Raw genomic sequence first — 25,282 nt, forward strand, 5'->3', positions numbered from 1 at the left:
AACAAAGATATTATTAAAAAAAAATGAACAGTCTTACTGTTATCACAAATTAAACATTGTTACAATGTTATCGATGAAATACGCTTATCAACGATAAAGTGTTCTATTTTATTACGTAAAATATAGTTTGTTAAGAAAATATTAACCTAACCAACCATCTCGATCTAAACTTCTATACTGTATTGCCTCAGATATATGAGTGCCTGTCACAATAGCAGCACCTTCGAGATCTGCAATAGTTCTTGACACTTTTAAAATACGATCATAAGCACGGGCAGAAAGATTTAAACGTTCCATTGCAGTTTTCAATAATTCTTTAGATGCGTCATCAAGTGCACAATACTTTCTTATTTGCTTCACATTCATCTGAGCGTTATAGTTAGTTTTTACGCTTTCGCGAAAGCGTTCTACCTGCAATTCTCTGGCTGCTGTAACACGTTTACGTATATCAACACTTGACTCTGCCTTAGTCTCATCACTAAGCTTTTCAAAAGGCACAGGAGTCACTTCAATATGAATATCAATACGATCTAAAAGTGGCCCTGATATTTTACTCAAATAGCGCTGCATCTCTGCAGGGCTACTCGTAACAGGAGCATTAGGATCATTAAAATAGCCTCCAGGACTAGGATTCATACTCGCGACAAGCATAAAACTAGAAGGATAAGTAACCGTAAATCGCGCTCTAGATATAGTAACTTCTCTATCTTCGAGTGGCTGTCTCATCACTTCTAATACAGAACGCTTAAACTCTGGCAGTTCATCCAGAAATAAAACACCATTATGAGATAAAGATATCTCACCAGGTTGAGGATAAGCACCGCCCCCAACTAACGCTACATCTGATATAGTATGATGCGGACTTCTAAAAGGTCGCTCAGACATGAGGCCTTGGTGTTCCTTTACACGCCCCACCACAGAATGAATCTTAGTTGTTTCCAGCGCTTCTCGCAATGACATGGGAGGTAAAATACTAGGTAATCTTTTACTAAGCATGGTTTTACCAGATCCTGGTGGCCCTATGAGTATAATATTATGACCTCCTGCTGCCGCAATTTCCATGCAGCGCTTAATGGATTCTTGACCTTTTACATCTGCAAAGTCAAACTCTGGATGCTCAAGACTTTTATAGAACTCTGCTCTAGTATCTATAACAGTAGGCTCAAGAGGTGTTCCTTGATCAAAAAAAGCAATTACTTCACTTATATTTTCTACACCATATACATCAAGTCCATCTACAATTGCTGCTTCTTTTGCATTTTGAGCCGGTAAAATAAATCCTTTATATCCTTCTTCTCTAGCTTTGATTGCAATAGGTAAAGCTCCCTTTATAGGTTGTAGACCTCCATCGAGAGAAAGTTCTCCCATAAGGATATACTTCTCTACCTCTTCTCCTTTAATCTGTTCGGTGGCAATAAGTATGCCTGTAGCAAGAGGTAAATCATATGCAGACCCTTCCTTGCGTAAGTCTGCAGGAGACATATTAAGAATAAGTTTCTTCCCTGGTATTTTATAACCATTATTTTGTAATGCTGCTGCAATACGATAGCTGCTTTCCTTGATTGCATTATCTGGTAGCCCTACTAAGTGGTAGCCTACTCCCTTATCTACATTTACCTCTATTGTAATTGTAGTAGCATCTACCCCAAAAACAGCACTTCCATATACCTTAGTTAGCATCTAATCAATTGTTTGCATAAATATAGGTAATACTCTGGTAATCAACCCCTGCAATTTCAATAAGCTGTTTTAGGGGCAAACACCCCTACAGCTTTTTGTAAAATCACCCTACTTTTACAATAGATTAAAAGAATTTTTATCCATTATAAAACCACTCACCGCAAGTCATATTGAGAATATCATAATAGAATAGACATTATTTAGGGGTGAAAGGCATCTCTGCACTCGCAGAGGTGCTTTTCTTTTTAAATCATTAAAAATTAACTTTTTACCATAAAAAGTTGTCGCTAACTAGAAAATGTACTTTATATTTGGCGCACCTAAGAGATTAGGGGACTGTGAGCTATTTATTTAGCTATCATGAATTTAGGGGTGAAAGGCATCCCTGCTTTGCAGGGGTGTTTTTCTTTTTACAACTATACTTATACAAAAAAGCCTGAGAAATGAATTTCTCAGGCTTTTTTGATTATTGTGATTAGTACTCTTACTTGGTAAGAATATTAAATTCAATTTTTGAAGAGTGGAATACACTATGTGTTTGTTTAGTGAAATCTTCTTCTTTTGCTTCAAAAATATTATCCACATACGTTTGCGGATTTAAATCTATAAGAGGAAACCAAGTGCTTTGTATTTGTACTTGCAATTTGTGTCCCTTTTTAAATGTATGAAGCACGTCTTGTAGCTTAACAAAAACCTCATCTTTCTCTCCTGCAACAAATGGCTGAGGGCGTTCAAAACTCTTTCTAAAACGACCGCGCATTACCTCGCTACGCACCATCTGATGGTAACCAGCCATCTCTACTCCTTCTTCTGTTTCTTCAGTGTTAGGTACATCATCTGGATATACATCTATAATTTTTACAATCCAATCTGCAGATGTTCCGGTGGTAGCTACATTAAGCTTTGCCATTATATCACCTACAAGGGTAAGATCATCTTCTAGCACAGGCGTTTCATAAACAAGTACGTCCTCACGAGCCGCAGCAAATCTTTGATCGTCAGACATATATTTACGTGGTGTAAATACCATCTTTTTACCCTCTGCATATGGTACTGGGTTTGCTGGATCACTTACAAACTTTTCTGCATCATATTTTGTAGAAGGACTTCCCGTAAGTGCATTATCTTTCCCTAAAAAGAAAGAAGCTTTCATTGATTTTTTAGGTGGCCATTGCTCAAAGGAGTTCCACTCTTTACTTCCTGAGTCAAAAACGTGTGCTTCTGGTAATCCTGTTGCTCCACCTTTATCACCTCCTTTTAAGAAGTGATTAAAGAATTTTGTCTCAATATCTCTTTGAAAATAGTCTGAAATATTATCGCCAAAATAAACATTACCTACAGCCTGCCTCTTTTTGTTACGTGCCCAGTCTCCGTGACTCCAAGGTCCAAAAACAACCGTATTGTAATTATTACTGCGTTTCTCGATGTTTTTGTACGTCTCCCAAGGTCCGTATAAATCTTCGGCATCATATAGTCCTCCTACAACCATTACTGCTGGCTCTATATTTTCTAGGTGCTGTATAAGCCCTCTAGATTGCCAGAACTCATCATAGTTAGGGTGTTCTTTTAATTGCGTCCAGAACTCATTAGTCTCATCATAATATTTATCTAAGTTTGATAAAGGACCTGTTTTTAAGAAAAAGTCAAACTGATCATCACTATCTAAATCTGGAAAATCATACCAAGACTCTGTAGTAGGTGCATCCTTCTGATATCCAAAAACCGCCGTAGCTCTCCAGTAACTTAACAAGTAAGCTCCGTTATGGTGAAAATCATCAAAAAAGAAATCACCTATACACGCTTGTGGTGACGCTGCTTTAAGCGCAGGGTGTCCACTTAAGAGTGAGTAGGTTGCATAAAAACCTGGGTAAGAAATTCCCCAAGTACCTACATTACCATTATTATTTTCTACATTATTAACAAGCCATTCTATAGTATCATAAGTATCACTTGCCTCATCTACCTGAGCACCTGTTTTATTAGGTATAAAAGCGCGCATATTATCATACTTACCCTCACTCATCCAGCGACCACGTACATCTTGATATACGATAATATTACCTTCTTGCATTAAATAAGCATTAGGCGCTATTGCTGTACGCATCTTTCCTTCTCCATAAGGTTTAGAGCTATATGGTGTGCGCTGCATTAAAATAGGATACGTTTTTGAGGTATCCTTTGGCGAGTAAATAGTAGTATGAAGATGTACGCCATCTCTCATTTTAATACGTACTTCTTGTTTATTATAATGCTCAGAAACCTGATATGTAGTGTCTAAGATTGTTTCTCGTGATTGTGCAGATGACGCTTTCGCGAAAGCAAAAAAGCATACTACACAAAGTAGTTTGAAGATGTTATTCATTTATTGATTGTTAAAAGTTATGATGGCTTTTTCTAGCCACTTTTCATATTTTTTTGCATTAGGTGTGTACCCAACAGGTTTATTTAGGAGTGTTTCGTCGTGATCTAGCATTACGTAATAAGGCGCCGCAACAATATTATAACGCTCTATCTGGAAGTTGCTCCACTTATTACCTACCGTTTTAATACGACGACCAGATGCACTCACGCCTTGCTCCTCTTTTGGTAACTCCTCTTGTGAGTCTCCATAGAGAGAGATAAGCACAACATCGTTCTTTAGCAAGTTAAGCACCTCAGGCTTAGACCACACAAGCTCCTCCATACGACGACAATTTACACACGCCTTACCTGTAAAGTCAAGTAAAACAGGTTTATTTTCTTGACGCGCATAAGCCATACCTGCTTCATAATCTGTAAAGGATAATAATCCGTGAGGACCTATCTCTGCATTATCCGGAAACTCCTCAGACGAGTTAGACAGTGTGTTTTGTCCTCCTATACCGTAAGGCGACTCGCTATAATTCATAGGTGGCGGGAAGCCGCTTATAAGTTTAAGTGGAGCACCCCAGACACCTGGTATGAGATAAAGAATAAATGCCGTTGTGAGTATACCTAGTAGCAAGCGACCTACCGAGATATGTTTTACTTCTGTATCGTGTGCTAGTTTAATTTTTCCAAATAAGTACAAGGCAAGGCCTATCATTATCGCAATTAAGAGTACTAAAAATACTTCTCTAGGCAAGTAATTACCATCTACTACAAGATCTGCATTTGATAAGAATTTGAGTGCTAGCCCTAGTTCTAAAAATCCTAGAACTACCTTTACTGTGTTGAGCCATCCGCCAGATTTTGGCAAACTATTTAACCACCCTGGAAACATTGCAAATAGTGCAAATGGCAAGGCAATCGCACTAGAGAAACCTAGCATACTTATGATAGGTGTGATACCACCCTCTGTTATAGACTGCACTAAAGCGACACCTACTATAGGTCCCGTACAGCTAAAAGAAACAATAGCAAGTGCAAGCGCCATAAAAAAGATACCTAGGTAACCACCTCTATCTGCTTTACGATCTATCTTATTTGCCCATTTTTGAGGAAGCATAATCTCAAATGCTCCAAAAAATGAAATAGCAAACACTACAAGTAATACAAAGAATACTAAATTAAAAGTAACGCTCGTAGACACCTCAACAATTGCAGTCGCACCAAAAATTGCCGTGACCGTAAGACCTATGACCACATATATAATAATGATAGAGATACCGTAAATAATGGCGTTACGTATACCAGCTGCTCTAGATTTACTTTGTTTTGTAAAGTAACTCACCGTCATAGGGATCATAGGGAATACACAAGGTGTAAATAATGCTGCCAGACCTCCTAAAAAGGATAAGAAGAAGACCGTCCACAGCCCTTTGTTGCTTGTGCTTTCATCGTCTTCATAATCATCATCGCTATCGCCTTTATCCTTTTGTGCGGGAGTAGCACCATACTTTTCAAACTCATTATAATCTGTAAAGACTTTTGCCTTGCCAGTTTTTAAGTTGTGAGCAATATAAAAGTCTTGAGGAATACACACCTCTTTACAGACCTGATAGTTTATAACCGATTTGACAATGGTTATACTTTTATCTGTAAGTGTAATAGGCATAGAGAGCACAGGATTCTGCCCTACATACTTTATGACATCTTCTTCAAAAATCTCATCAAAGGCTGTCTTTGTCTCACTCTCTTGTGCAAACTTCTCGCGGGAAACTCCTGCATCCTTTTGTAAAAACTCAAAATTAAACGGAATACCAGCTGGCGATTTTTGAGCATAAATATACCATCCCTCTTCTATGGTGGCCTCGTAGTTTAAAATATATTCTGTATCAGATTTTTTCTCTACGCTACCTGCCCACTGTACTGGATCCACGGTAACTTCAGAAATACCAAAACTAAAATCTTGTGCACTTACAGCAGTCGCCATAAGTACTATAAGCGAACTTAATATTATGAATGCTTTACGCGTCATATAGTTGTAAATTTTATCATTTTTTGTGTGTCATCAGCTACCTTAAAGCGGTCATCTGCTCTGTGACCTATTACCCACACAATATCTTTACCATTACAAAGCAGCCACACGTGCTCCTTTGCTATCAAAGATACCTTTTCATCTTTTAAATACTTACTCAACTTCTTTTTTCCTTTCATCCCAAAAGGATAGAAAAAATCACCTTCTTCCCACTTCCTTATCGTGAGCGGAAATGTCAACTTTGTCGCATCTACCACTATCTCCTTTCTTGAGGTGCTCTCAAATGTATCACTTGTCTCAAGCCTTAATGTACCAAAGTCACCTTCTATCTTACTCACACCAGATTCCCAGGTATAAGTTGTAGGTTGTGCAACGGCATTTTCTGTAAGTAATAGCACGTCTCTATCTTTTAGTAAACGATGCGTTTCAGAAAATATTTGCTTACCAGATTGTGCATCAAGCAGCTCATAAACATCACTCCACGCTGTAAAATTATAAGGCTGTAGTAACTGGTATAAAACCGCCTGTGGTTCCTCGTGTTTCTTTAGCGCTTGTACGTTTATTACTTGTAGTCCATCTTGTGTTGTCACATACGCTTTCCTTAAAGACGCTGTGTAGATTGCTAGTAACTTATCTGTTTGACGTAGATGTTGCTGCGTGGTCTGTAAACCCTGCAAAGTAGCTGGTTGCGCTGCCACCATACTCGGTATAGCGTGATGCCTCAAGTGGTTGCGCACGTAGTTATCTGTTGCATTACTGCTATCCTCACGCCACGCTAGTTTTTCATGTAATGCATACGCTTTTATACGCTTTCGCGAAAAAGGCAACAGCGGTCTCACAACCCGTCCGTTTATTTCCGGGATGCCAGTAAGACCTTTAACGCCCGTACCGCGACCTAAGTTTATGAGAAAAGTTTCTAACTCATCATTGAGATGATGGGCAGTTAAGATATAATCCAAACCTTCGGTAGCCGAAAGTTCTTTAAACCACTGATAACGCAGCTCTCTTGCGGCGATCTGAGTTGATGTTTTTTCAATTTTCGCGTAAGCGGAAGTATCAAAACTCTTTATGTAAATAGGAATGTTATGGCGCTTGCAATAGCTTTCTACAAAAGCTTGATCACCATCACTCTCTACTCCTCTTAAATTAAAATTGCAGTGTGCTACACGTATCGTAAGGCCTGCCTGACGACACAGTAACAATAAGAGCATACTATCAAGCCCACCACTTACTGTGACGAGTATCTTACTATCAAGAAGAAATGGTAAATCTTGTGCGATATGGTGCTTAAAATCCTCAAGCATCCTCACACATTATACACGACCCTTAAGGGCATTAAATACCCAAGCAATGGCAAAGAATCCAACACCTACAGAGGCAAAGCCCCATCCGGCAACATCGGTATATTTAAAAACGCCTAGAGCAATAAGTCCTAAACCTACTAAAATCATTATAAAAGTGGCCCACGCCAAAACGGTATTTTTATTCATACCCATAGTTTTATTTTTAGGGAAAATCTTATGTAATAAGACAAGCTACAAATATCGGTTATTTATTGGAATTTGGGTAGTCGGTAATTTTTACAATTCTCATTTCAAGCTTGTGCTACAATACTTACCTTTATAGACAGAAAAACATTCAAGCACACACACATTTTATGGATTTAAAATTCAATAAAAACGAAGATCATAATAAGCTACTCTTATCAGAGATGAGAAACCGCCTTGCCGAAGTAAAACTAGGTGGTGGGCAAAAACGTATAGATAAACATAAGGCTAAGGGTAAAATGACTGCCCGAGAGCGCATAGATTACCTAGTAGACAACCCAAAAAAGTGTATTGAGATTGCCGCTTTTGCTGGAGAAGGGATGTATGAAGAACACGGCGGATGCCCTTCTGGTGGTGTGGTTGTAAAAATAGGATACGTATCTGGTAAGCAATGTCTCATCGTTGCAAATGATGCTACTGTTAAGGCCGGAGCCTGGTTCCCTATCACAGGAAAGAAAAATCTAAGAGCACAAGAAATCGCTATGGAAAATAAACTACCTATCATCTACCTAGTAGATAGCGCAGGTGTTTATCTCCCTATGCAAGATGAGATTTTTCCAGATAAGGAGCACTTTGGACGCATCTTCCGTAACAATGCGGTGATGAGTAGTATGGGTATCACACAGATTTCTGCAGTAATGGGAAGTTGTGTTGCTGGTGGTGCATACTTACCTATTATGAGTGATGAAGCGCTTATAGTAGATAAAACGGGAAGTATTTTCCTTGCGGGAAGCTACCTTGTAAAAGCAGCAATAGGTGAATCTATAGATAATGAGACACTAGGAGGTGCCACTACACACTGTGAGATTTCTGGTGTAACAGATTATAAATCTAAAGATGACAAGGACGCTCTTGATACCATTAAAAAATTGATGGGAAAAATAGGCGATTATACAAAAGCAGGTTATAACCGTATTGAACCTGCAAAGCCTGCTAAGGATCCAGAAGAACTTTTTGGCATCCTGCCTGCCTCTCGTGCAGATCAATATGATATGCGAGACATTATAGACAGACTGGTAGACAACTCTGAGTTTGATGAGTACAAGGAAGGCTACGGGCAATCTATACTTACGGGTTATGCTCGCATTAATGGATGGGCAGTAGGTATCGTTGCAAACCAGCGCAAGCTTGTAAAAACTAAAAAAGGCGAAATGCAGTTTGGTGGAGTGATCTACTCAGACAGTGCAGATAAAGCGACGCGCTTTATAGCCAACTGTAACCAGAAAAAAATACCGCTTGTATTCTTACAAGATGTAACTGGCTTTATGGTAGGTAGTAAAAGTGAGCACGGAGGTATTATAAAAGACGGAGCAAAAATGGTAAATGCTGTTTCAAACTCGGTGGTGCCTAAGTTTACTATTGTTATAGGAAACTCTTACGGAGCAGGAAACTATGCAATGTGTGGTAAAGCTTACGACCCAAGGCTTATAGTAGCCTGGCCTAGTGCAGAGCTTGCAGTGATGTCTGGTAATAGTGCTGCAAAAGTATTACTACAAATAGAAACTGCCTCGCTCAAAAAGCAAGGAAAAGAAATTACACCAGAGGTAGAAAAAGAACTTTTTGACCGTATTAAGTCTCGTTATGATGATCAAGTATCACCATACTACGCAGCATCAAGAATCTGGACAGATGGCATTATAGACCCACGAGATACACGTAAGTGGATCTCAATGGGTATCGAAGCCGCAGACCACGCTCCTATCGAGAAGCCCTTTAATCTTGGGGTGATTCAAGTGTAATCGCAATAGCTGTAACAGATATGAAGGTTGTTCGTTTACTATATAAACGAACAACCTTTTTTTATGCCTTATAACAACGAACTCATTACAAAAAAGCCTTGGCTACATCGCAACTGGAAGTGGTTTGTACCCACCACTCTTATCATTGTTTGTTTTACACTATTCATTATGGCTGCTGGTGATTTTATAAACGCAATGGGAACTGCAATGGCAGATCCAGAACTTATTAAGAAAGCTAGAGAAGAAGCAGAAAGAAACAAGGAGGTAACGACCTACTTTGGATCACCGTTACAAATAGGCAATATTATAGATGGTGATGTTCTCATAGATGATAAAGCAAAAACCATACGCATTACTGTCCCTCTTAAAGGAAACAAAGGTTCAGGCAAGATTGATATTTATGCACATCTTGCTGAAGAAAAATGGCAGCACGACTCTATAGATGTTCGTCTTAAAAAACCAGAAAAGCGCACCTTTAAGGTATTGCGATAATTAACCCAACTCCTTAAAATACCTCCTCGCTTCCTTCATCACTCTTGGTGCGAGATACAAGGTTGCAATCATTGTTGGTATTGCCATTATGGCAAAAAATCCGTCTATCAAGTTAATCATCATACTAAGTGATGTGGTTGCTCCTATCAAGATACTCGCGATGTAAGCGATGTTATAATACTTCTTATTATGCGCTCCAAAAAGGAAACTCAAGCACTTAGTCCCGTAGTAACTATATGAGAAAAGCGATGAGATACTAAAAACGGCAATGCACAATAGTAATATGTATTTCCCTGCGGGTGATAAAGCTTTCGCGAAAGCGGAAGCCGTAAGCGTAACTCCATTTGCATCTGTCGTTTGCCACACGTCTGTTACCAAAATTGCAAGCGCAGTAAGTGTACACACCACAATGGTATCTATTGCAGGGCCTAGCATTGCCACCAGTCCTTCACGTATGGGTTGTGCAGTTTTTGCAGCGCCGTGCGCCATAGGTGCCGTACCTACACCAGCCTCGTTTGAAAAAGCACCACGTTTAATACCGAGTAATATGAGACCACCTACCACGCCACCCAGCAGTTTATCTCCTGTATAAAAATCGGCAGAGAAGGCATCTGTAAATATGAGACTCAAATATTTAGGAACGACATCTATGTTTACAAAGAGTATAGCCATTACTGCTACAAAGTAAATAAAGACCATCGCCGGTACCAGTCTTGACGCAGTTTTAGAAATACGATCGAGTCCGCCAAGTATGACAACTGATGTGATAGCAACAAGCACAAGCCCGATAATCAAGTTAGAGGTAAAACCCACCTCAACACCCTGAGGTACGAGCAATATATCATTTACCGCCTGCGTGAGTTGGTTTACATTAAAAACCGGCAATGCTCCCACGAGTCCCGCAATGCTGAAGATTACGGCAAGCGGTTTCCAAGCTTTACCCATTCCTTCTGTGATAAAATACATAGGTCCTCCCTGTGTTTTGCCCTCACTATCTTTACCTCTATACATTATGGCAAGTGAGCCTGTAAAAAACTTTGTTGCCATACCCACAATGGCACTCATCCACATCCAGAAAACAGCACCTGGACCTCCTATAGCAATCGCTACTGCCACACCTGCGATGTTACCCATACCTACGGTTGCACTAAGCGCTGTAGTGAGCGCCTGAAAGTGTGTGATCTCTCCTTCATCATTTTCTCCATCGTACTTTCCTCGCAAGACTGCAACAGCGTGACCTAGATATCTAAATGGCAAAAATCTCGAATAGATGAGTAAAAACAGACCGCCACCTATAAGTAAGCAAACGAGCGGGATTCCCCACATAGCGCTAGAAAAATCTGCTATAAATTCATTAGCCTGATCGTAAAATGAGGGTTGTGCTTGCATACAAGATCTATTTATATGGTGAAGTAACAAAAATTAAGAGCAGTTTACCAAAACGTTCACATATATTTTTGAACAGGCATTTGTTTTCGTCACTAAATTTACTGTTATGACACTCACCGCCAGCCAAATCGAGAACATACTGAGAAACCCAGAGGAAACTGCAGCTGCAGCAAATCTCATTTACGTCTCTGATGCAGACCTCAACATAAGAAGGAAAAAGAAGAAGAAAAACTTTCACTATTACTTTAATGATAAGCCTCTTAAGGACAAAAAGGAATTAGAGCGCATCAATAATCTTGTGATACCGCCTAACTGGGAGAAAGTGCGCATTGCATATCCTCCTAACGGACATTTACAAGTGGTAGGTCGCGATGCTAAAAACAGAAAAGTATACCGCTATCACGACCTATGGTCAAAAATTAGAAACCAAACTAAGTTTTATAAACTAGCCAATTTTGGAAATGCACTGCCTAGCATACGCGAGCGCATAGATGAGGATCTTGACGCTCCAGAGATGTCAAAACGCAAGGTGCTTGCACTTGTCCTCAGGCTTATGGAAGAAACCCACATACGTATAGGTAACGACTACTACGCAAAGCGCAATAAAACCTACGGCCTCTCTACCTTACGCACCCGACACGTGACAACTACCAAGGAAAAAATCTGCTTTGAGTTTGTGGGTAAAAAAGGCAAAAAGCACAACATCACCCTACGCAATAAGAAACTGGCAAAACTTGTAAACCGTTGTGAGGAAATACCTGGCTGGGAGTTATTCCAATTTTATGATGCAAATGGCGAAAAGCACCGCGTAGATAGCACGATGGTAAACGATTACATACACGAGCTGAGTGGAGACTTATTTTCGGCAAAAGATTTTAGAACTTGGGGAGCTACAAAAACTTTTTTTGAAACCGTGCACGACCTAGGCTACACAGAAGACGAAAAAGAAAACAAAGCAAACATACTCACCGCCTTTGATGCCGCTGCAGAGGCTCTAGGTAACACACGCAATGTATGTCGCAAGTACTATGTGCATCCTCAAATAGTAGATGCCTATGAGTCTGGATCTATCGTCGCTGAGTTTAAAAAGGTAGATGCTCATCAAGGAGCAAGGCCATTCTTTACAGAAACTGAGGAGGTATTACTGCAAATGATTTCAAAGTTTGAATTAGACTTTAGTAAGTGATATAAGTACGCTTTCGCGAAAGCGTAACACAAAAAAAGCCCCTTCGTAACGAAAGGGCTTATTAATTTTTAAGATGGTATGCTCTTATTTTGCAAGGTATGCGAGCACGTTCTTCTCGATGCGCTCCTGAATATTTGAAGTATCTGCTTTCGCGAAAGCGTCACCTGTAATATTCTCGTACAATTCAATATATCTTTCTGATACAGTCTCTATGTACTCATCTGTCATCTCAGGCACTGTTTGCCCCTCTAGACCTTGAAAGTCATTTGAGATAAGCCACTGTCTCACAAACTCTTTAGATAGTTGTTTTTGAGCTTCGCCAGCTGCTTGACGCTCCTCATAACCTTCGGCATAGAAGTAACGAGAAGAGTCTGGTGTATGTATCTCATCTATGAGAACAATCTCACCATCTGCTGTTTTTCCAAACTCATACTTGGTATCTACCAATATAAGTCCTCTAGATGCTGCTATCTCACTTCCTCTTTGAAAAAGCTTGCGTGTGTAATCTTCTAGCACGAGGTAATCCTCTTCTGAAACGATGTTCTTTTTAATAATATCCTCTCTTGAGATATCCTCATCGTGGTCACCCATCTCTGCCTTAGTAGCTGGCGTGATGATAGGTTCTGGAAAGGCATCATTTTCTTTCATTCCTTCTGGCATTGCAACACCACAAAGTATTCTCCTACCAGCTTTATACTCTCTAGCCGCGTGCCCAGACATATAGCCACGTATTACCATCTCAACTTTAAAAGGCTCACATCGCTTCCCTATTGCCACATTAGGATCTGGCGTAGCCACGAGCCAGTTAGGCACGAGGTCTTCTGTATCCTTCATCATTTTAGTAGCAATCTGATTTAAGATTTGTCCTTTGAAAGGAATTCCTTTAGGCATTACAACGTCAAAGGCGCTTAGCCTATCTGTTGCAATCATAAGTAATAAATCATCTTCGAGTGTGTAGACTTCTCTCACTTTACCCTTGTAGATAGATTTCTGACCAGGGAAGTTAAAATTAGTGTCTGTAATAGTGTTCACTATAGGTTGGTTTGAACGGTTGTATTAATCCTTTTGAGGTATTAAAACAACACGATTAGTTATTCTTCAAAAGTAAAATTCTGAATGATATATTACGAATTAAAAGTATAGAAATATGTTAGTCGTTTCTATTTTCTATCTCGCGATAAGCCGCAATCATTTTCTTTACTAGAGGATGGCGCACCACATCTTTATCATCAAGATAAATCATCCCTACTCCTTTTACGGTTTTGAGGATAAGTAACGCTTCCTTAAGACCACTGGTGACACGTCTAGGTAAATCTATCTGCCCTGGATCTCCAGTAATCATAAACTTTGCATTACGTCCCATACGAGTAAGGAACATCTTCATCTGGGCGTGAGTTGTGTTTTGAGCTTCATCAAGTATCACAAAAGCATTATCAAGTGTACGACCACGCATAAAAGCCATAGGTGCAATTTGTATCACTCCTTTTTCAATAAAGGTCTCTAGCTTTTCGCTAGGTATCATATCCCTAAGGGCATCATAAAGTGGTTGCATATAAGGGTCGAGCTTCTCCTTCATATCACCAGGTAGAAAACCTAAATTTTCTCCAGCCTCTACAGCAGGTCTCGTGAGTATAATACGTTTTACTCGCTTCTCTTTAAGCGCTTTTACGGCTAGTGCAACGCCTACATATGTTTTACCGGTACCAGCAGGACCTATCGCAAAGGTTAGGTCATTCTTTTTTGAAAGCTCTACCAGCTTACGCTGGTTTGCCGTTTGCGGCTTTATGAGTTTACCACTCACGCCGTGTACAAGTACATCACCACTCTCTACAGGCGTCTCATAATCTTCTTTACTCACACTTGTAAGTACGCGCTCTATTGAGTTTTCATCTATCTTATTGTACTTCCCAAAGTGATCCATAAGCATCGTCATACGCCTATCAAACTCTTCTAGAAGATCTTCATCTCCGTAAGCTTTGATTTTATTACCTCTAGCTACTATCTTGAGTTTAGGAAAATACTGCTTAAGGAGTTCTATATTAGCATTGCGCTGTCCAAAAAATTCGCGCGGATTGATTTCTGAGAGTTCTAAGATTAATTCGTTCAAAAGGCAGAAGGATTTAGTGAGTTACGTCCGTAAAATATTTTAGCTTTGTTTACTACTAAAATACGTCTTTTTTAACCATGAATTACTAGGTATACACCTCTCTAAGTTAAGAAATAATGAACATTTTTAGTTTATAACTATTGTAGATTTATATGCTTTTTGGCAAGCATACACTTATAACTCAATGAAAATAATCACTCTTACTACAGATTTTGGAGAGAAAGATCCTTTTGCAGGTGCTGTTAAGGGAGCCATTTATTCAGAGTTAGAAGAAGTGCGCATTGTAGACATCTCACATTCTGTATCTCCTTTCCACCTAATGGAAGCCGCTTATATTATTCAAAATGCGTATCAAAATTTTCCAAAAGGAACTATACACGTTATAGGTGTAGACAGCGAGCTCACCCCAGAGACAAACCATATTGCCGTCAAGCTAGATGGACATTATTTTATATGTGCAAATAATGGCATTATCTCCCTTCTAACTAAGGACATTGTACCTGAAGAAAAAGTAGAAATAAACATTCACGATCGCACACAAACTAACTTTACAGTTCTAGATGTATTTGTAAAAACGGCATGCCATATCGCACGTGGCGGCACCCTAGGTGTGATAGGAAAAAATATAGACACTATACGACAGCTTACTGGAATCTCACCAGTAATAAATAACTCACGAAATCAAATTTCTGGTAATGTAATTTACATAGATAACTATGGAAATGTAATCAGTAATATCACAAAAAAACTATTTGAAGAAGTAGGCAAAGGACGTGATTATAGACTTCAAGCAAGAGGTGCCGATATCTCGAAAATACATAATCAGTATAGTGATGCAATAAACTTCAGTATTGATAAATTAAAACGTGAAGAAGAAGGTAAAAAACTAGCTGTATTCAATTCTGGTGGATATGTAGAACTTGCTATTTATAAAAGCAATCCTAGTACGGTAGGAAGTGCTGCTAGCCTCTTTGGCCTCAACTATAGAGATACTGTAATGATTAATTTTATAGACAAATGATTGTAAGACTAGTAAAATTACGCTTTCGCGAAAGCGAGATACCCTCTTTTCTATCCAACTTTGAGAAAGTAAAAGAAAAAATTAGAGCGTCTAACGGGTGTATGTATCTAGAGCTACTACGTGGGGAAGATGACCCTTGTATTTTCTTTACTCACAGTCACTGGACTTCAGACGAAGCATTACAGAATTATCGAAACTCAGAACTTTTTAAAGGAATCTGGGCAGAGACGAAAACCAAGTTTAGCGCAAAGCCTGAGGCTTGGACAACTTCATCATTAGAAAAACTACTTTAGATTTCTGGATTTCGTCGCAGAGAAGAAGGACTAATACCATATTTCTCTTTAAATATTTTTGAAAAGTAGCTCCTACTCGATAGTCCAAGTGCATATACTACTTCAGACACATTTTTATCTTCTGAGGTGAGCATTGTTAAGGCACGTTTTAATCGATACTCTTTTATATAGTCATTTACGGTCATCCCGTAATTGCGTTTAAACCCATCTTGTAACCTGTAAGTTTCGATACCGACCACTTCGGCAATTTCTGGGATAGTGACAAGTTCAGATATGTGGTTTTCGATATACTGAACAGCAGCTGCAATGTTGTCTAAATCTGCCAATCGGAGTGTAGGATGCTTTTTCCCTTCGAGAGAATCTTCTTTAAATAACTTGAGCATCAATGAGGTACATTCTAATGCTTTTGCACCAAGATAATTTGTTCTCACTAAGCCTTCATCATCATTTGTCAATATATCATCAATGATATCTGAAATCTGCAAACTGTAATATCCTTTATAACACACTTGAGTGAGCGCGTTAACATCTGCAAATAGCGGATAATACACTTCATCTACCTTAGACAAATCGTAAGAAAGCTGCTCTTGAAACTTTGCCTTGTTGATTTCCAAATAACAAATAATCGCCGGCTTTTCTTTTTTAATGATATAGACCTGATCTTCGTTATATCTAGGTGCTGCAATAAGATGCTCTGCTCTTCTAATGGCCATTTCTTCAGAATCTCTAGAAAATTTATGACCTACCTCACCTTTCATGCAATAGATGAAACGAAGGGAATTCATTCCATTATTCTCAAAATAAAGTTCTGTATCATCTACCATGTCACCATTAATGATGTGAAGGCCGATACCATTAGGAAAATTAATGCCTTTTATGAAACCTTTACCTAAGTGTGTAGGGATTTGCATCGCAAATTCTCCAAAGTTGTTTGTGTAATTGACCCCGAAAGCATCTGCGATTTCTGGCACAAAGTCGTCTACCTGCTCTATTTTAAGTTTGTATGATTTCATATTTCCTTATGTGAATCATGAAGGTCTGAAATATATTGCTATAAAAAATAAAGCGTACTGTATTTAACCCAGCTTTAACCAGAAAGCATAATTATATGTGAACGCTAGATGAGCTCTTTCTTATAGGCTTTTTTAAAGAGTTTAAAGGTAGCTTTTGCACTTTTTACTGCGGTTTTAATTTCTTCATAGCTAAAGTTTAAAGAATCAACAGCTTCTTTAAATTCATTCCATCTAGATAAACCTTCATTTACATTTCCATTAAAAAAATGGTGATTCTCTACATGAGAAAGATTACTGCAAGATTCAAGCTTTTTACTCATCATCATACCACCTATCATAGATCCTTCTATAACGTATAGCTTACCTACTAAGGTTGCCTCATCCCTAGCTCCAGTTATGCGCATAGGCTCAGGCAAGGGCAAACTTGAGAAAGAAGTTATGTCTTTTGCAAGTGCATTTGTCTTTTGATAACCTGCAAACGACTTTAATCCAAGTGGTAACATTTCGTAGCGACCATTTATAAAATCTTCGACAGCTTTATATACTTTGAAGTTTTGACGTAATAATGTTTCATATTGATTTTGATCAATTGAACCATCCATGATAAAATTAGTTAAGTTATTTTTTTCTATTTCATCATGAATTGATGCTGTTCCATTCTTAAGTGCTTCTAAAATCATAGGGATGTTTTTATAAGTAAACTATACATATGTTAAATTTAATCTTGCTTATCAACTAGTTAATAGAGAATCAACTAGCTCATCATAAACTATACCAATTAAATACAATTAAGCTTGACCCGTAGGTCCAAAATTTAGGGGAACAGGTTGTTTCTCATAATCCTTTATAACACCATGTGCATTTTCAAAACGTTTAACGTTTTCTGCGAGTGCTTTTGCAAGCCTTTTAGCATGTTGAGGTGTTAATATGATGCGGCTTTTCACCTTACTTTTAGGCGTGCCAGGCATAATATTTACAAAGTCTACTACAAATTCTGAAACAGAATGATTTATTATAGCCAGGTTTGAGTACGTGCCTTGAGCGATAGCCTCATCTAGTTCTATATTTATTTGTTTTTGGTTGTTTTGTGTCTTTTTATCTTCAGCCATGTGGGCGTTTATTGTAATGAGAGTAGAACTCTCAATTCGATTGATTTAGTTTTTAAGTTTCCTTTCTAAGGAAGTCTGGAAAGGTAAGAATTGCCTTGCATTTGCGAAAGCGGAAATCCTCATTACAGTGTTAGATATTCGTTAATTAAAACTTAATATTTCTATAAAAAATTGAATTACAAGGATTAAAAAACCCGTTCAGTACAGCTGAACGGGTGTTAAACAAAATTACATATGTTGTTTAAACAAGCATTTTGTAATTCATAGTATGTAATGATTTAAATTTTTCTCTTGTTTTAATTCATATTTTTTGAGCACATTATTATTTTTAAGCAAGGTATGCTCTTCATTTTATAATGAATTTTTGATTTTATCAAGATGCTCTCTTATTTTGGCTATCCGATCTTGGTGGGAGATATTTTCTCTATTAATATCTTCCATATACTCCTTTATATCATTTACGAGATCTGTGCTTTGCTTAATACGATTTCTCGTGTTTTGTACAATAACAGGTCTGTTTTTGATTTTATCAATATGTGGTGCAAGTTTTGAAGCAAGCACACCAATATGTCTCTTTAAAATAAAGCCATCTGCACCGTTTAAAATAGTTTCTGCTGCTAGTTCCTCATCTTGAAGTGTGCCTGTAACAAATAAAAAAATGGCAGTAGGAGACTTACTTCTAGCCACCTCTAGGACCTCCATACCTGAACAAGTAGGCAAATTATAATCTGAGATTATTAGTTGTGGGTTAAAAGTCTTGATAGCCACTTCTAAGTCTGCAAGATTATCAACCACTTGCACTTTATACGTCTTATCTAACTTGTGAATTTGTCTTGTAATAAGAGCAGCATCTGAGTCTGTATCTTCTACAAGTAGTATATGTACTTCTGTTGACATAGTTATTTATTTAACGTTAACCAATATTTGGCTATAACAGGAATTTGCTCCTTTAATTCGGCATAGTTCTTAGGCTTCTCTAGATAACTATTAGCTCCATAAATATAAGCCTTATCCTTATCAGTTTTTTGATCTGAGGAACTCATCATAACAATAGGTGCATATTTAAAGACCTCTATTTTTCTTATTTCTTTCAATAAGTCTAAGCCACTTAGTTTAGGCATTTTTATGTCTAATAATATGAGATTCGGTGTAACTCCAACATCATCATATGCTTTAAACCAAGCTAAAGCCTTCAATGAATCATCAATAAAACAAATATCAACCAAGGGCATTTCTTTTTCAAAAATACGACCCATTAATGCACGGTCTGTAGCATTATCCTCTACAGAAATCACTAATCCTTTCATTATCTAGCGGGTAATTGAAAATAAAATGTAGCACCGTTATCTACCTGACCCTCTGCCCAAATACGACCTTGATGCTTCTCTAATACTCGTTGAGAGATAGCAAGACCTATACCCGAACCTTCAAACTCGTCCTTTACAAGTCTATTAAACACTCCAAAAATTTTCTCACTATACTTATTATCAAAACCTATCCCATTATCCTTCACGTAATAAACTACAGGAGAGACACTGTTATCACAACCTATTTCTATAATAGGTTTTTCTATAGTGTGAGAATACTTAAGAGCATTGCCTACAAGATTATTGAGCAACTGAAAAATCATAGCTCGATCTCCGTAAGCATCAGGTAATTTTGAGTCTATGATAAATTGAGCACTTTTATACTTTAGATCAACTTGTAAAAATGTAATTACTTCTTCTACTACCTCTTTCATAGAAAAAACTCCCATGGATATCTGATTTTTTCCTATCCCAGAAAAAGCCAAAATATCATCTATAAGCATGTTCATTTTACTTGTAGAGTCTATTATAGTTTGGATAGCTTTTTTACCATACTCATCAAGTGTTTCAAAGTAATCCTCTTTGATTATTTGTGCAAACCCATCTATACCACGTAAAGGAGATCTTAAATCATGAGAAACGCTATAACTAAAAGATTCTAACTCCTTGTAAGCTTCTTTAAGTTTATCGTTAAGAAGTTTCACCTCTTGATATCTACTTATGATTATGTTAGAAATACTTGTTTTAAGCGCTTGCGCAGAAGCGATCTCATAATCTTTCCAAGGTAGGGAGGTATTTACCTGTTCCTGATTCCATTTTTCAAAAGATTTCCTTGGACTTAGCCCTTTCCCTTTTTCTTCTACTGCCTTTTCTGGATTTCCTCCCCAAGATATAAGTTGTTTGAGTTCTGGTTTAAACCACAGCAAGCAATCCTTTTCTCCCTTTGCTATAAAGACACAAAGTAATCCCGAGCCTATTTTGGCGAAAGCCGCCCCCTTGTCATACTCTTCTGCAATATTTTGAGTGGTATATATATCGCCCATCTGGGTGTCATATATCCAGTCTATAAGCGCTATAATTTCTTGTTTACTGGGAGTTTCTCCTACAGTTGACACATTATTTTCCAATAATACGGCTCCACCTGATGCTTCGGTTATTGTGAGCATTGAGGTAGGCTTCTGGGTTAAGCCATTTGCTACATCCCATCCATCACTCATTTGCTCTACGAGCGTAGCTCTTATTGCAGTAGTAGCGTTAATACGAGTAAGCACCTCATTTGAAGCCCTTAATGTGAGCTGCGTAGAAAATACTTGAGTTAAAAACTTAACTGTTTGTCTTTTATAATAGTTTACAAACTTTGGACTATAATGATGACATGCTATTAAACCCCATAATTCTCCATCACTCACTATTGCCGCAGTGAGGGTCGCCCCTACCTTCATATTCTGTAAATACTCTATGTGTATGGGAGACGATGCCCGAGACTCGCAAAGACCTAAATCTAATGGCTCGTCTTGCAAAGTGAGCTTTGCATAAACGGGAACCGTTTGTGATGCAACATCTGCTATGATACGCACACCTTGTTTTAAAAAAAGTTTACGTGCTTGCTGTGGTATATCTGTCGCAGGATAATGCATGCCTATCCAGCTATCAAGTTGTTCTTCACGAGCCTCAGATACAATCTTACCATTCCAGTTTTCATCAAATTTATAGATCATTACACGATCATAACCTGCAAACTGTTTAATAAGCTGAGCCGTTTTATCACACATAGCCGAGACAGATACAGCTTCACTTAAGTCTGATATAATCTCGGATAACTGGCGCTGCATGAATTGAGCACTTTCTTGCTGCTCTATAGGCTCTAATTCTACATATACTAGTTGATTGTTGTGGTGAGTGACTACCACATAACGATTATCGTTAATAGTAACTTCAAGCGAGTTATTATCTCCGCTCTTGATATATGTTTCTATAAGCGTCCCATTTTCTCCTAGCACATCCTTAAGACGCTTAGAAAAAAAGTCTTCACGCTTTCGCGAAAGCGTAGAAATCACATTTTCAGATATATGTGATATCTCAAAAGATGGGTTATCTATCACAAAAAGCATCGCATGAGACTGTATGCGCCCTATAAGATGGATTGGTTCCTTATCACAATTAGTTAGATCTATCTTTTTTGGGTATAAAGCAGATGGACTCCCCATGGTTTACTTACTTTTTAATTTTAAAATAAAACGTACTTCCTACATTAACTTGAGAATCTACCCAAATTGATCCATCGTGAAGTTTTACAATTTTTTCACAATGGGCAAGGCCCACGCCCGTACCTTCATATTTATGCTGAGTTGATGCTCGCCCAAAGATTTTAAATACTTGATCAAGATCTTCTTCGGCTATTCCTATACCGTTGTCATTAATCACAAAAGTCCAATATCCATCATCTTCAAAGGATGAAATACGTACTACAGGACTCACATCTGGCTTTGAATATTTAAGAGAGTTCCCTATTAAGTTCTGGAACAACAATCTTAACTCTGTATTATATGCTTGGATAGTAGGCATTTTACTAAGATGTATTTTACCGCCACACTCTCTCAATCTTTTACCAAGATCATATTTTACAATTTCTAGTAATTCTTGCACGTTTACTTCTGTACGTTCTAGCTCTTGCCCTATGCGACTATGTTCAAGAAGTCCTTTGATTTGGTTTGCCATTCTACCTGCTGCACCATAAATGTACCCTAAGTATTCGGTGGCCTTAGGGTCTAGATCATCTCCAAATTTCTTAAGAATAACATCACTACTAAAGCGTATCGTTCCTAAAGGTTCTTGTAAATCATGCGAGCATATAGATACAAACTGTTCTAAATCTGTATTAATGCGCTGTAGCTCTTCATTCTTATCATACATTAACTGCTGTGCATGCTGTAAGTCTGAGATATTAACTAAGGTAGAACGTGAGTACGAGTGACCTTCTTCTGGAATTACAAGCTCTGAGTTAAGGATAATAGGTATCTCGTTACCTTCTGTATCTACAAGGGTCATTTGCTCACCTTCTATCACTCCTGTTTTTTGAATTTCATCTAGAAGTCCAAGCCCTTTAGCCTTAGAATCATCTGTATAAAAATCAAATATACGCCTGCCTACAACCTCACTACGAGAATTTAAGCCTATTGTATCAATGAAAATTTTATTACACTCTACGATACGTCCTGTAGAAGGATCAACACTTACGTGCATCACAGGATCATTCTCATAAAAGTCTTTAAACTTCTGCTGGCTTTCTTTTAATTTCTTTTGTGAATCGACCGTTTTTGTAATGTCTACAAAGGTGATTACAGAACCCTCTATTTTATTTGATCCTGTATAAAATGGAGAAATACGTCTTATATATGAGCGCCCACCTTTTTTATTAATTTGTGTTTCATTTACCTCTCCTGTGCTCATCACTGTTTCAATCTTACTTCTAAGTGATGATTTTTTACCAGTACCTAACTGGATCAAGAAGTGATCTATAGGTCTCCCTATATCTTGCTTCATTAACTTAAAATGTTCTTGTATAGAAGGTGTAAATTTTCTAATAGTAAGTTGTCTATCTAGAAAGATTGTTGCTATTTGAGTACTGTTAAGAATATTATCCATGTCTGCATTAAGTAATGCTAGATCATCCATTTTTTCAATATGCTCTACATTCACGGTGTGCAGCTCCTCATTTACACTCTGTAGTTCCTCATTTGTACTTTGCAACTCCTCATTTGATGCTAGCAACTCTTCATTGAGCGTTTGTAATTCTTCATTACTAGTCTCTGCATCTTCCAGTGCTTTTTTAAGCTCTCCCCTTGTTTCCTCTATCTCGTCTATAAGATCTTTAATGCGTTCATCTGGAGCTACTGCAAGATTCATTGTACCACGAGCTATGGCTGCATCAGGATTTAATTCCTTTTCAATAAACGTAATTACGTAATTACAATCATCAGCGTTATTTTGAAAAATGGGTTTTACTAGCACATTTACAACAGTATCTGCTCCTGCTTTTGTAGTAATAACATCATTGTAAATGAAGTCTTTTTTGGAACGTTTTGCTTTTCTTGCCGCCGAGTTTACAGCTGTTTTTAAATTATCAGGAAGCATCTTTAGTAAGTCTAAAGAAAAACCGCTTTCAGGTAATTGTGCATATTTTGAAAAAGAACCCAATGCATCTAGTACTTTAAAATCTGCATCCACATACACACTTGCAGTATCAAATTGAGACAAAAGCGCATTGCTGATACTCATTTTAACGTCACTAGTAAATGTTTCTTTCTTTTGAATCACTGTCTTTTTCTGCTTTCGCGAAAGCATAACATTACTCTTATCTGCATTTGAGGTAAGTAACTCACTATGCATTCTTTCTGATGGATGGATGTTCTTAAAAATTTTAAGCTTAGCATTTATTGTCTCAAAGGAGTTACGCAAGGCAGTTATAGACTCACTTGATCCTAGAAATAAAAATCCATTAAGTTTTAGTGCATAATGTAATGTATGCAATACCGCAGTTTGCACCTCTGGCTTTAAATAAATTAAAAGATTACGGCATGACACCATATCCATATTTTTAAATGGAGGATCTTTTAAAATATCATGATTTGAAAAAATTATTTTCTTTCTAAGGTCTTTATCTATTTTAAACTCTTTTCCATCTTTAATAAAGAACTTCTGTAATTTACTGGGAGAAACACTCTGAACAATAGTATTATTAAAGACTCCTTGAGATGCTAGTGCAATATGCTCTTCAGAAATATCTGTTGCAAAGATTTTGAGTTTGATATCCTTCTCTTGACGATCTATTTCTTCTTGAAAGAGGATTGCTAGTGAGTATGCTTCTTCTCCGGTGGAGCAAGCCACATCCCACACTTTTATTGTATCTCCATCTCTTTTATTTCTTACAATACTAGGTATAGTCTCAGCCTCCAATAAATTCCAAGCGTTTGTATCTCTAAAAAATTTTGTAACTCCAATTAAAAACTCCTTGTACAACACAGAAACCTCTTCTGGATGAATTTTTAAATATGCGATGTACTGATCAAAATTCCCCATTTTGAGGTTTTGCATACGTCTTTCTGTACGTCTCAGAATTGTAGGGCGCTTATAATAATTGAAATTTATATTGGTATTAGTATGCAGGATATTTAAAATAGCACGTAAACGTTCATTATCTTCTACAGAGAGATCGTCCTTAAAATTAAATACGTCTTCATTATTAAAGTAACGATGTATTTCATCTATCATTTCTCCAGCGGGTACAATATAGTCTACGTCACCACTATTAATTGCGCTTGTAGGCATCCCATCAAAGCTCGCCTCATCTGGCTGCTGTACAAGTACCACTCCTCCATGTTCTTTAATCGCTTGCACGCCTTTTGTGCCATCACTACCCGTACCACTTAATATAACGCCTACCGCTTGCTTCCCGTAAGCCTCTGCAAGAGAACTCATGAATAAGTCTATAGGAAGATTAAGTGTTTTAGCCACTGGTTTATCTAATAATATAAGGTGTCCATTTTCAATAATAAGATTCATTGAAGGAGGTATCACATAGATATGACTACGTTTTATTTCTGAGTCATTAGTAACCGCAACTATAGGAACATTTGTTTTTTTAGACAGCAATTCGGCCATGAGGCTTTTGTGGTCTGGAGATAGGTGCTGTATGATTATATAACTGTAATCGTAATTTTCGACTACATTATTAAAAAAGGCATTAAGTGCCTCTAGGCCGCCAGCACTGGCTCCTACAGCAACAATAACATGCTTTTTATTATCTGTATCTTTCAAAAAAGTAGGGGTTAAAACTGTAATTTTTACTAAAAAAAATAACTGAAGATATGTTTAAAACTTCAAATTAAGTTTTGTTTAAGAAATTTACGATTAAATATTAACATTTTGTTTATGTTAATAGAAAATCAAAAGAAATATTCATTTTTTTAATCAAAAGCGTTCATAGTCTCATTCAATAAAGCACATTCTACTCATTTTAAT

20 protein-coding genes are annotated in these 25,282 nt (G+C 37.6%); 5 read left to right on the forward strand and 15 right to left on the reverse strand.

Annotation, left to right across the window (positions count from 1 at the left end; translation table 11 throughout):
* Positions 1-141 precede the first annotated feature (141 nt).
* The 5 genes from D017_RS01190 to D017_RS01210 all read right to left on the reverse strand — a co-directional run bounded on the left by D017_RS01190 (position 142) and on the right by D017_RS01210 (position 7,554).
* Positions 142-1,680 carry a YifB family Mg chelatase-like AAA ATPase gene (locus D017_RS01190; RefSeq protein WP_035334228.1) on the reverse strand — a complete coding sequence of 513 codons (1,539 nt, stop codon included), beginning with the start codon at positions 1,678-1,680 and terminating at the stop codon, positions 142-144.
* A 484-nt stretch (positions 1,681-2,164) separates the two neighbouring features.
* Entirely contained in the window at positions 2,165-4,042 is a 1,878-nt protein-coding gene (locus tag D017_RS01195; protein ID WP_035334229.1) for a CocE/NonD family hydrolase, read from the reverse strand.
* The gene (locus D017_RS01200) at positions 4,043-6,058 is read right to left on the reverse strand and encodes a thioredoxin family protein (protein WP_035334230.1); all 2,016 of its coding nucleotides are present in this window, start codon (positions 6,056-6,058) and stop codon (positions 4,043-4,045) included.
* Positions 6,055-7,362: a tRNA lysidine(34) synthetase TilS gene (gene tilS / locus D017_RS01205; protein ID WP_035334231.1), complete on the reverse strand. Its 1,308-nt coding sequence runs from the start codon at positions 7,360-7,362 to the stop codon at positions 6,055-6,057. Before tilS ends, D017_RS01200 begins: the two co-directional genes overlap by 4 nt.
* 9 nt (positions 7,363-7,371) lie before the next feature.
* Entirely contained in the window at positions 7,372-7,554 is a 183-nt protein-coding gene (locus D017_RS01210) for a CAL67264 family membrane protein (RefSeq protein WP_035334232.1), read from the reverse strand.
* 161 nt (positions 7,555-7,715) lie between these two features.
* Here D017_RS01210 and D017_RS01215 point away from each other — a divergent pair, with 161 nt between their 5' ends.
* Both D017_RS01215 and D017_RS01220 read left to right on the forward strand, forming a co-directional pair.
* The gene (locus tag D017_RS01215; protein WP_035325179.1) at positions 7,716-9,344 is read left to right on the forward strand and encodes a carboxyl transferase domain-containing protein; all 1,629 of its coding nucleotides are present in this window, start codon (positions 7,716-7,718) and stop codon (positions 9,342-9,344) included.
* A gap of 63 nt (positions 9,345-9,407) precedes the next feature.
* The gene (locus tag D017_RS01220; protein WP_035334233.1) at positions 9,408-9,836 is read left to right on the forward strand and encodes a cytochrome c oxidase assembly factor Coa1 family protein; all 429 of its coding nucleotides are present in this window, start codon (positions 9,408-9,410) and stop codon (positions 9,834-9,836) included.
* Here the strand turns inward: D017_RS01220 and D017_RS01225 are convergent, their stop codons facing one another.
* Entirely contained in the window at positions 9,837-11,225 is a 1,389-nt protein-coding gene (locus D017_RS01225) for an alanine/glycine:cation symporter family protein (protein WP_035334234.1), read from the reverse strand. It lies immediately after the preceding gene.
* A 106-nt stretch (positions 11,226-11,331) separates the two neighbouring features.
* Between D017_RS01225 and D017_RS01230 the strand changes: the two genes are divergently transcribed.
* Positions 11,332-12,411 carry a DNA topoisomerase IB gene (locus tag D017_RS01230; RefSeq protein WP_035334235.1) on the forward strand — a complete coding sequence of 360 codons (1,080 nt, stop codon included), beginning with the start codon at positions 11,332-11,334 and terminating at the stop codon, positions 12,409-12,411.
* A gap of 84 nt (positions 12,412-12,495) precedes the next feature.
* Here the strand turns inward: D017_RS01230 and D017_RS01235 are convergent, their stop codons facing one another.
* Together D017_RS01235 and D017_RS01240 are read right to left on the reverse strand one after the other, a co-directional pair.
* Positions 12,496-13,446: a phosphoribosylaminoimidazolesuccinocarboxamide synthase gene (locus tag D017_RS01235; protein WP_152023840.1), complete on the reverse strand. Its 951-nt coding sequence runs from the start codon at positions 13,444-13,446 to the stop codon at positions 12,496-12,498.
* Between the two features lie 115 nt (positions 13,447-13,561).
* A complete protein-coding gene (locus D017_RS01240; protein ID WP_035325186.1) occupies positions 13,562-14,518 on the reverse strand; it encodes a PhoH family protein in 957 nt (318 codons plus the stop codon).
* 184 nt (positions 14,519-14,702) lie between these two features.
* On the opposite strand from D017_RS01240, the gene D017_RS01245 reads away from it, so the two are divergent.
* Together D017_RS01245 and D017_RS01250 are read left to right on the forward strand one after the other, a co-directional pair.
* A complete protein-coding gene (locus D017_RS01245; RefSeq protein ID WP_035334237.1) occupies positions 14,703-15,539 on the forward strand; it encodes an SAM-dependent chlorinase/fluorinase in 837 nt (278 codons plus the stop codon).
* Positions 15,536-15,832 (forward strand): antibiotic biosynthesis monooxygenase, encoded by a 297-nt coding sequence (locus tag D017_RS01250; protein WP_035334238.1) that lies wholly within the window; start codon positions 15,536-15,538, stop codon positions 15,830-15,832. The genes D017_RS01245 and D017_RS01250 overlap by 4 nt, the downstream gene beginning before the upstream one ends.
* Here D017_RS01250 and D017_RS01255 read toward each other — a convergent pair.
* From D017_RS01255 to D017_RS01285, 7 genes are all read right to left on the reverse strand, one after another.
* Positions 15,829-16,845, reverse strand: a complete 1,017-nt coding sequence (locus D017_RS01255) for an AraC family transcriptional regulator (protein WP_035334239.1) — start codon at positions 16,843-16,845, stop codon at positions 15,829-15,831. The two genes, D017_RS01250 and D017_RS01255, sit on opposite strands and share 4 nt — an antisense overlap.
* A gap of 104 nt (positions 16,846-16,949) precedes the next feature.
* The gene (locus tag D017_RS01260) at positions 16,950-17,525 is read right to left on the reverse strand and encodes a biliverdin-producing heme oxygenase (RefSeq protein WP_035334240.1); all 576 of its coding nucleotides are present in this window, start codon (positions 17,523-17,525) and stop codon (positions 16,950-16,952) included.
* Positions 17,526-17,633: 108 nt separating this feature from the next.
* On the reverse strand, positions 17,634-17,954 hold the full coding sequence (locus D017_RS01265; protein WP_035334241.1) for a DUF3467 domain-containing protein: 321 nt from the start codon (positions 17,952-17,954) through the stop codon (positions 17,634-17,636).
* Positions 17,955-18,305: 351 nt separating this feature from the next.
* Positions 18,306-18,851 carry a response regulator gene (locus D017_RS01270; protein ID WP_035334242.1) on the reverse strand — a complete coding sequence of 182 codons (546 nt, stop codon included), beginning with the start codon at positions 18,849-18,851 and terminating at the stop codon, positions 18,306-18,308.
* A gap of 2 nt (positions 18,852-18,853) precedes the next feature.
* Positions 18,854-19,261: a response regulator gene (locus D017_RS01275; RefSeq protein ID WP_035334243.1), complete on the reverse strand. Its 408-nt coding sequence runs from the start codon at positions 19,259-19,261 to the stop codon at positions 18,854-18,856.
* On the reverse strand, positions 19,261-21,468 hold the full coding sequence (locus tag D017_RS01280) for an ATP-binding protein (RefSeq protein WP_035334244.1): 2,208 nt from the start codon (positions 21,466-21,468) through the stop codon (positions 19,261-19,263). Before D017_RS01280 ends, D017_RS01275 begins: the two co-directional genes overlap by 1 nt.
* A 7-nt stretch (positions 21,469-21,475) precedes the next feature.
* Positions 21,476-25,078, reverse strand: a complete 3,603-nt coding sequence (locus D017_RS01285) for a CheR family methyltransferase (RefSeq protein WP_035334245.1) — start codon at positions 25,076-25,078, stop codon at positions 21,476-21,478.
* Between the last annotated feature and the right edge of the window lie 204 nt (positions 25,079-25,282).

Origin of the sequence: Dokdonia sp. PRO95 (assembly GCF_000355805.1) — a bacterium.
In the GTDB taxonomy this organism is placed as follows: Bacteria; Bacteroidota; Bacteroidia; order Flavobacteriales; family Flavobacteriaceae; genus Dokdonia.

Excerpts from the sequence above, each read along its gene's own strand:
- D017_RS01225 (WP_035334234.1), bottom strand. The coding sequence starts at position 11,225 with ATGCAAGCACAACCCTCATTTTACGATCAGGCTAATGAATTTATAGCA.
- D017_RS01270 (WP_035334242.1), bottom strand. The coding sequence starts at position 18,851 with ATGTCAACAGAAGTACATATACTACTTGTAGAAGATACAGACTCAGAT.
- D017_RS01265 (WP_035334241.1), bottom strand. The coding sequence starts at position 17,954 with ATGGCTGAAGATAAAAAGACACAAAACAACCAAAAACAAATAAATATA.
- D017_RS01220 (WP_035334233.1), top strand. The coding sequence starts at position 9,408 with ATGCCTTATAACAACGAACTCATTACAAAAAAGCCTTGGCTACATCGC.
- D017_RS01190 (WP_035334228.1), bottom strand. The coding sequence starts at position 1,680 with ATGCTAACTAAGGTATATGGAAGTGCTGTTTTTGGGGTAGATGCTACT.
- D017_RS01245 (WP_035334237.1), top strand. The coding sequence starts at position 14,703 with ATGAAAATAATCACTCTTACTACAGATTTTGGAGAGAAAGATCCTTTT.
- D017_RS01210 (WP_035334232.1), bottom strand. The coding sequence starts at position 7,554 with ATGGGTATGAATAAAAATACCGTTTTGGCGTGGGCCACTTTTATAATG.
- tilS (WP_035334231.1), bottom strand. The coding sequence starts at position 7,362 with ATGCTTGAGGATTTTAAGCACCATATCGCACAAGATTTACCATTTCTT.
- D017_RS01215 (WP_035325179.1), top strand. The coding sequence starts at position 7,716 with ATGGATTTAAAATTCAATAAAAACGAAGATCATAATAAGCTACTCTTA.
- D017_RS01275 (WP_035334243.1), bottom strand. The coding sequence starts at position 19,261 with ATGAAAGGATTAGTGATTTCTGTAGAGGATAATGCTACAGACCGTGCA.
- D017_RS01255 (WP_035334239.1), bottom strand. The coding sequence starts at position 16,845 with ATGAAATCATACAAACTTAAAATAGAGCAGGTAGACGACTTTGTGCCA.
- D017_RS01260 (WP_035334240.1), bottom strand. The coding sequence starts at position 17,525 with ATGATTTTAGAAGCACTTAAGAATGGAACAGCATCAATTCATGATGAA.
- D017_RS01230 (WP_035334235.1), top strand. The coding sequence starts at position 11,332 with ATGACACTCACCGCCAGCCAAATCGAGAACATACTGAGAAACCCAGAG.
- D017_RS01250 (WP_035334238.1), top strand. The coding sequence starts at position 15,536 with ATGATTGTAAGACTAGTAAAATTACGCTTTCGCGAAAGCGAGATACCC.
- D017_RS01280 (WP_035334244.1), bottom strand. The coding sequence starts at position 21,468 with ATGGGGAGTCCATCTGCTTTATACCCAAAAAAGATAGATCTAACTAAT.
- D017_RS01200 (WP_035334230.1), bottom strand. The coding sequence starts at position 6,058 with ATGACGCGTAAAGCATTCATAATATTAAGTTCGCTTATAGTACTTATG.
- D017_RS01195 (WP_035334229.1), bottom strand. The coding sequence starts at position 4,042 with ATGAATAACATCTTCAAACTACTTTGTGTAGTATGCTTTTTTGCTTTC.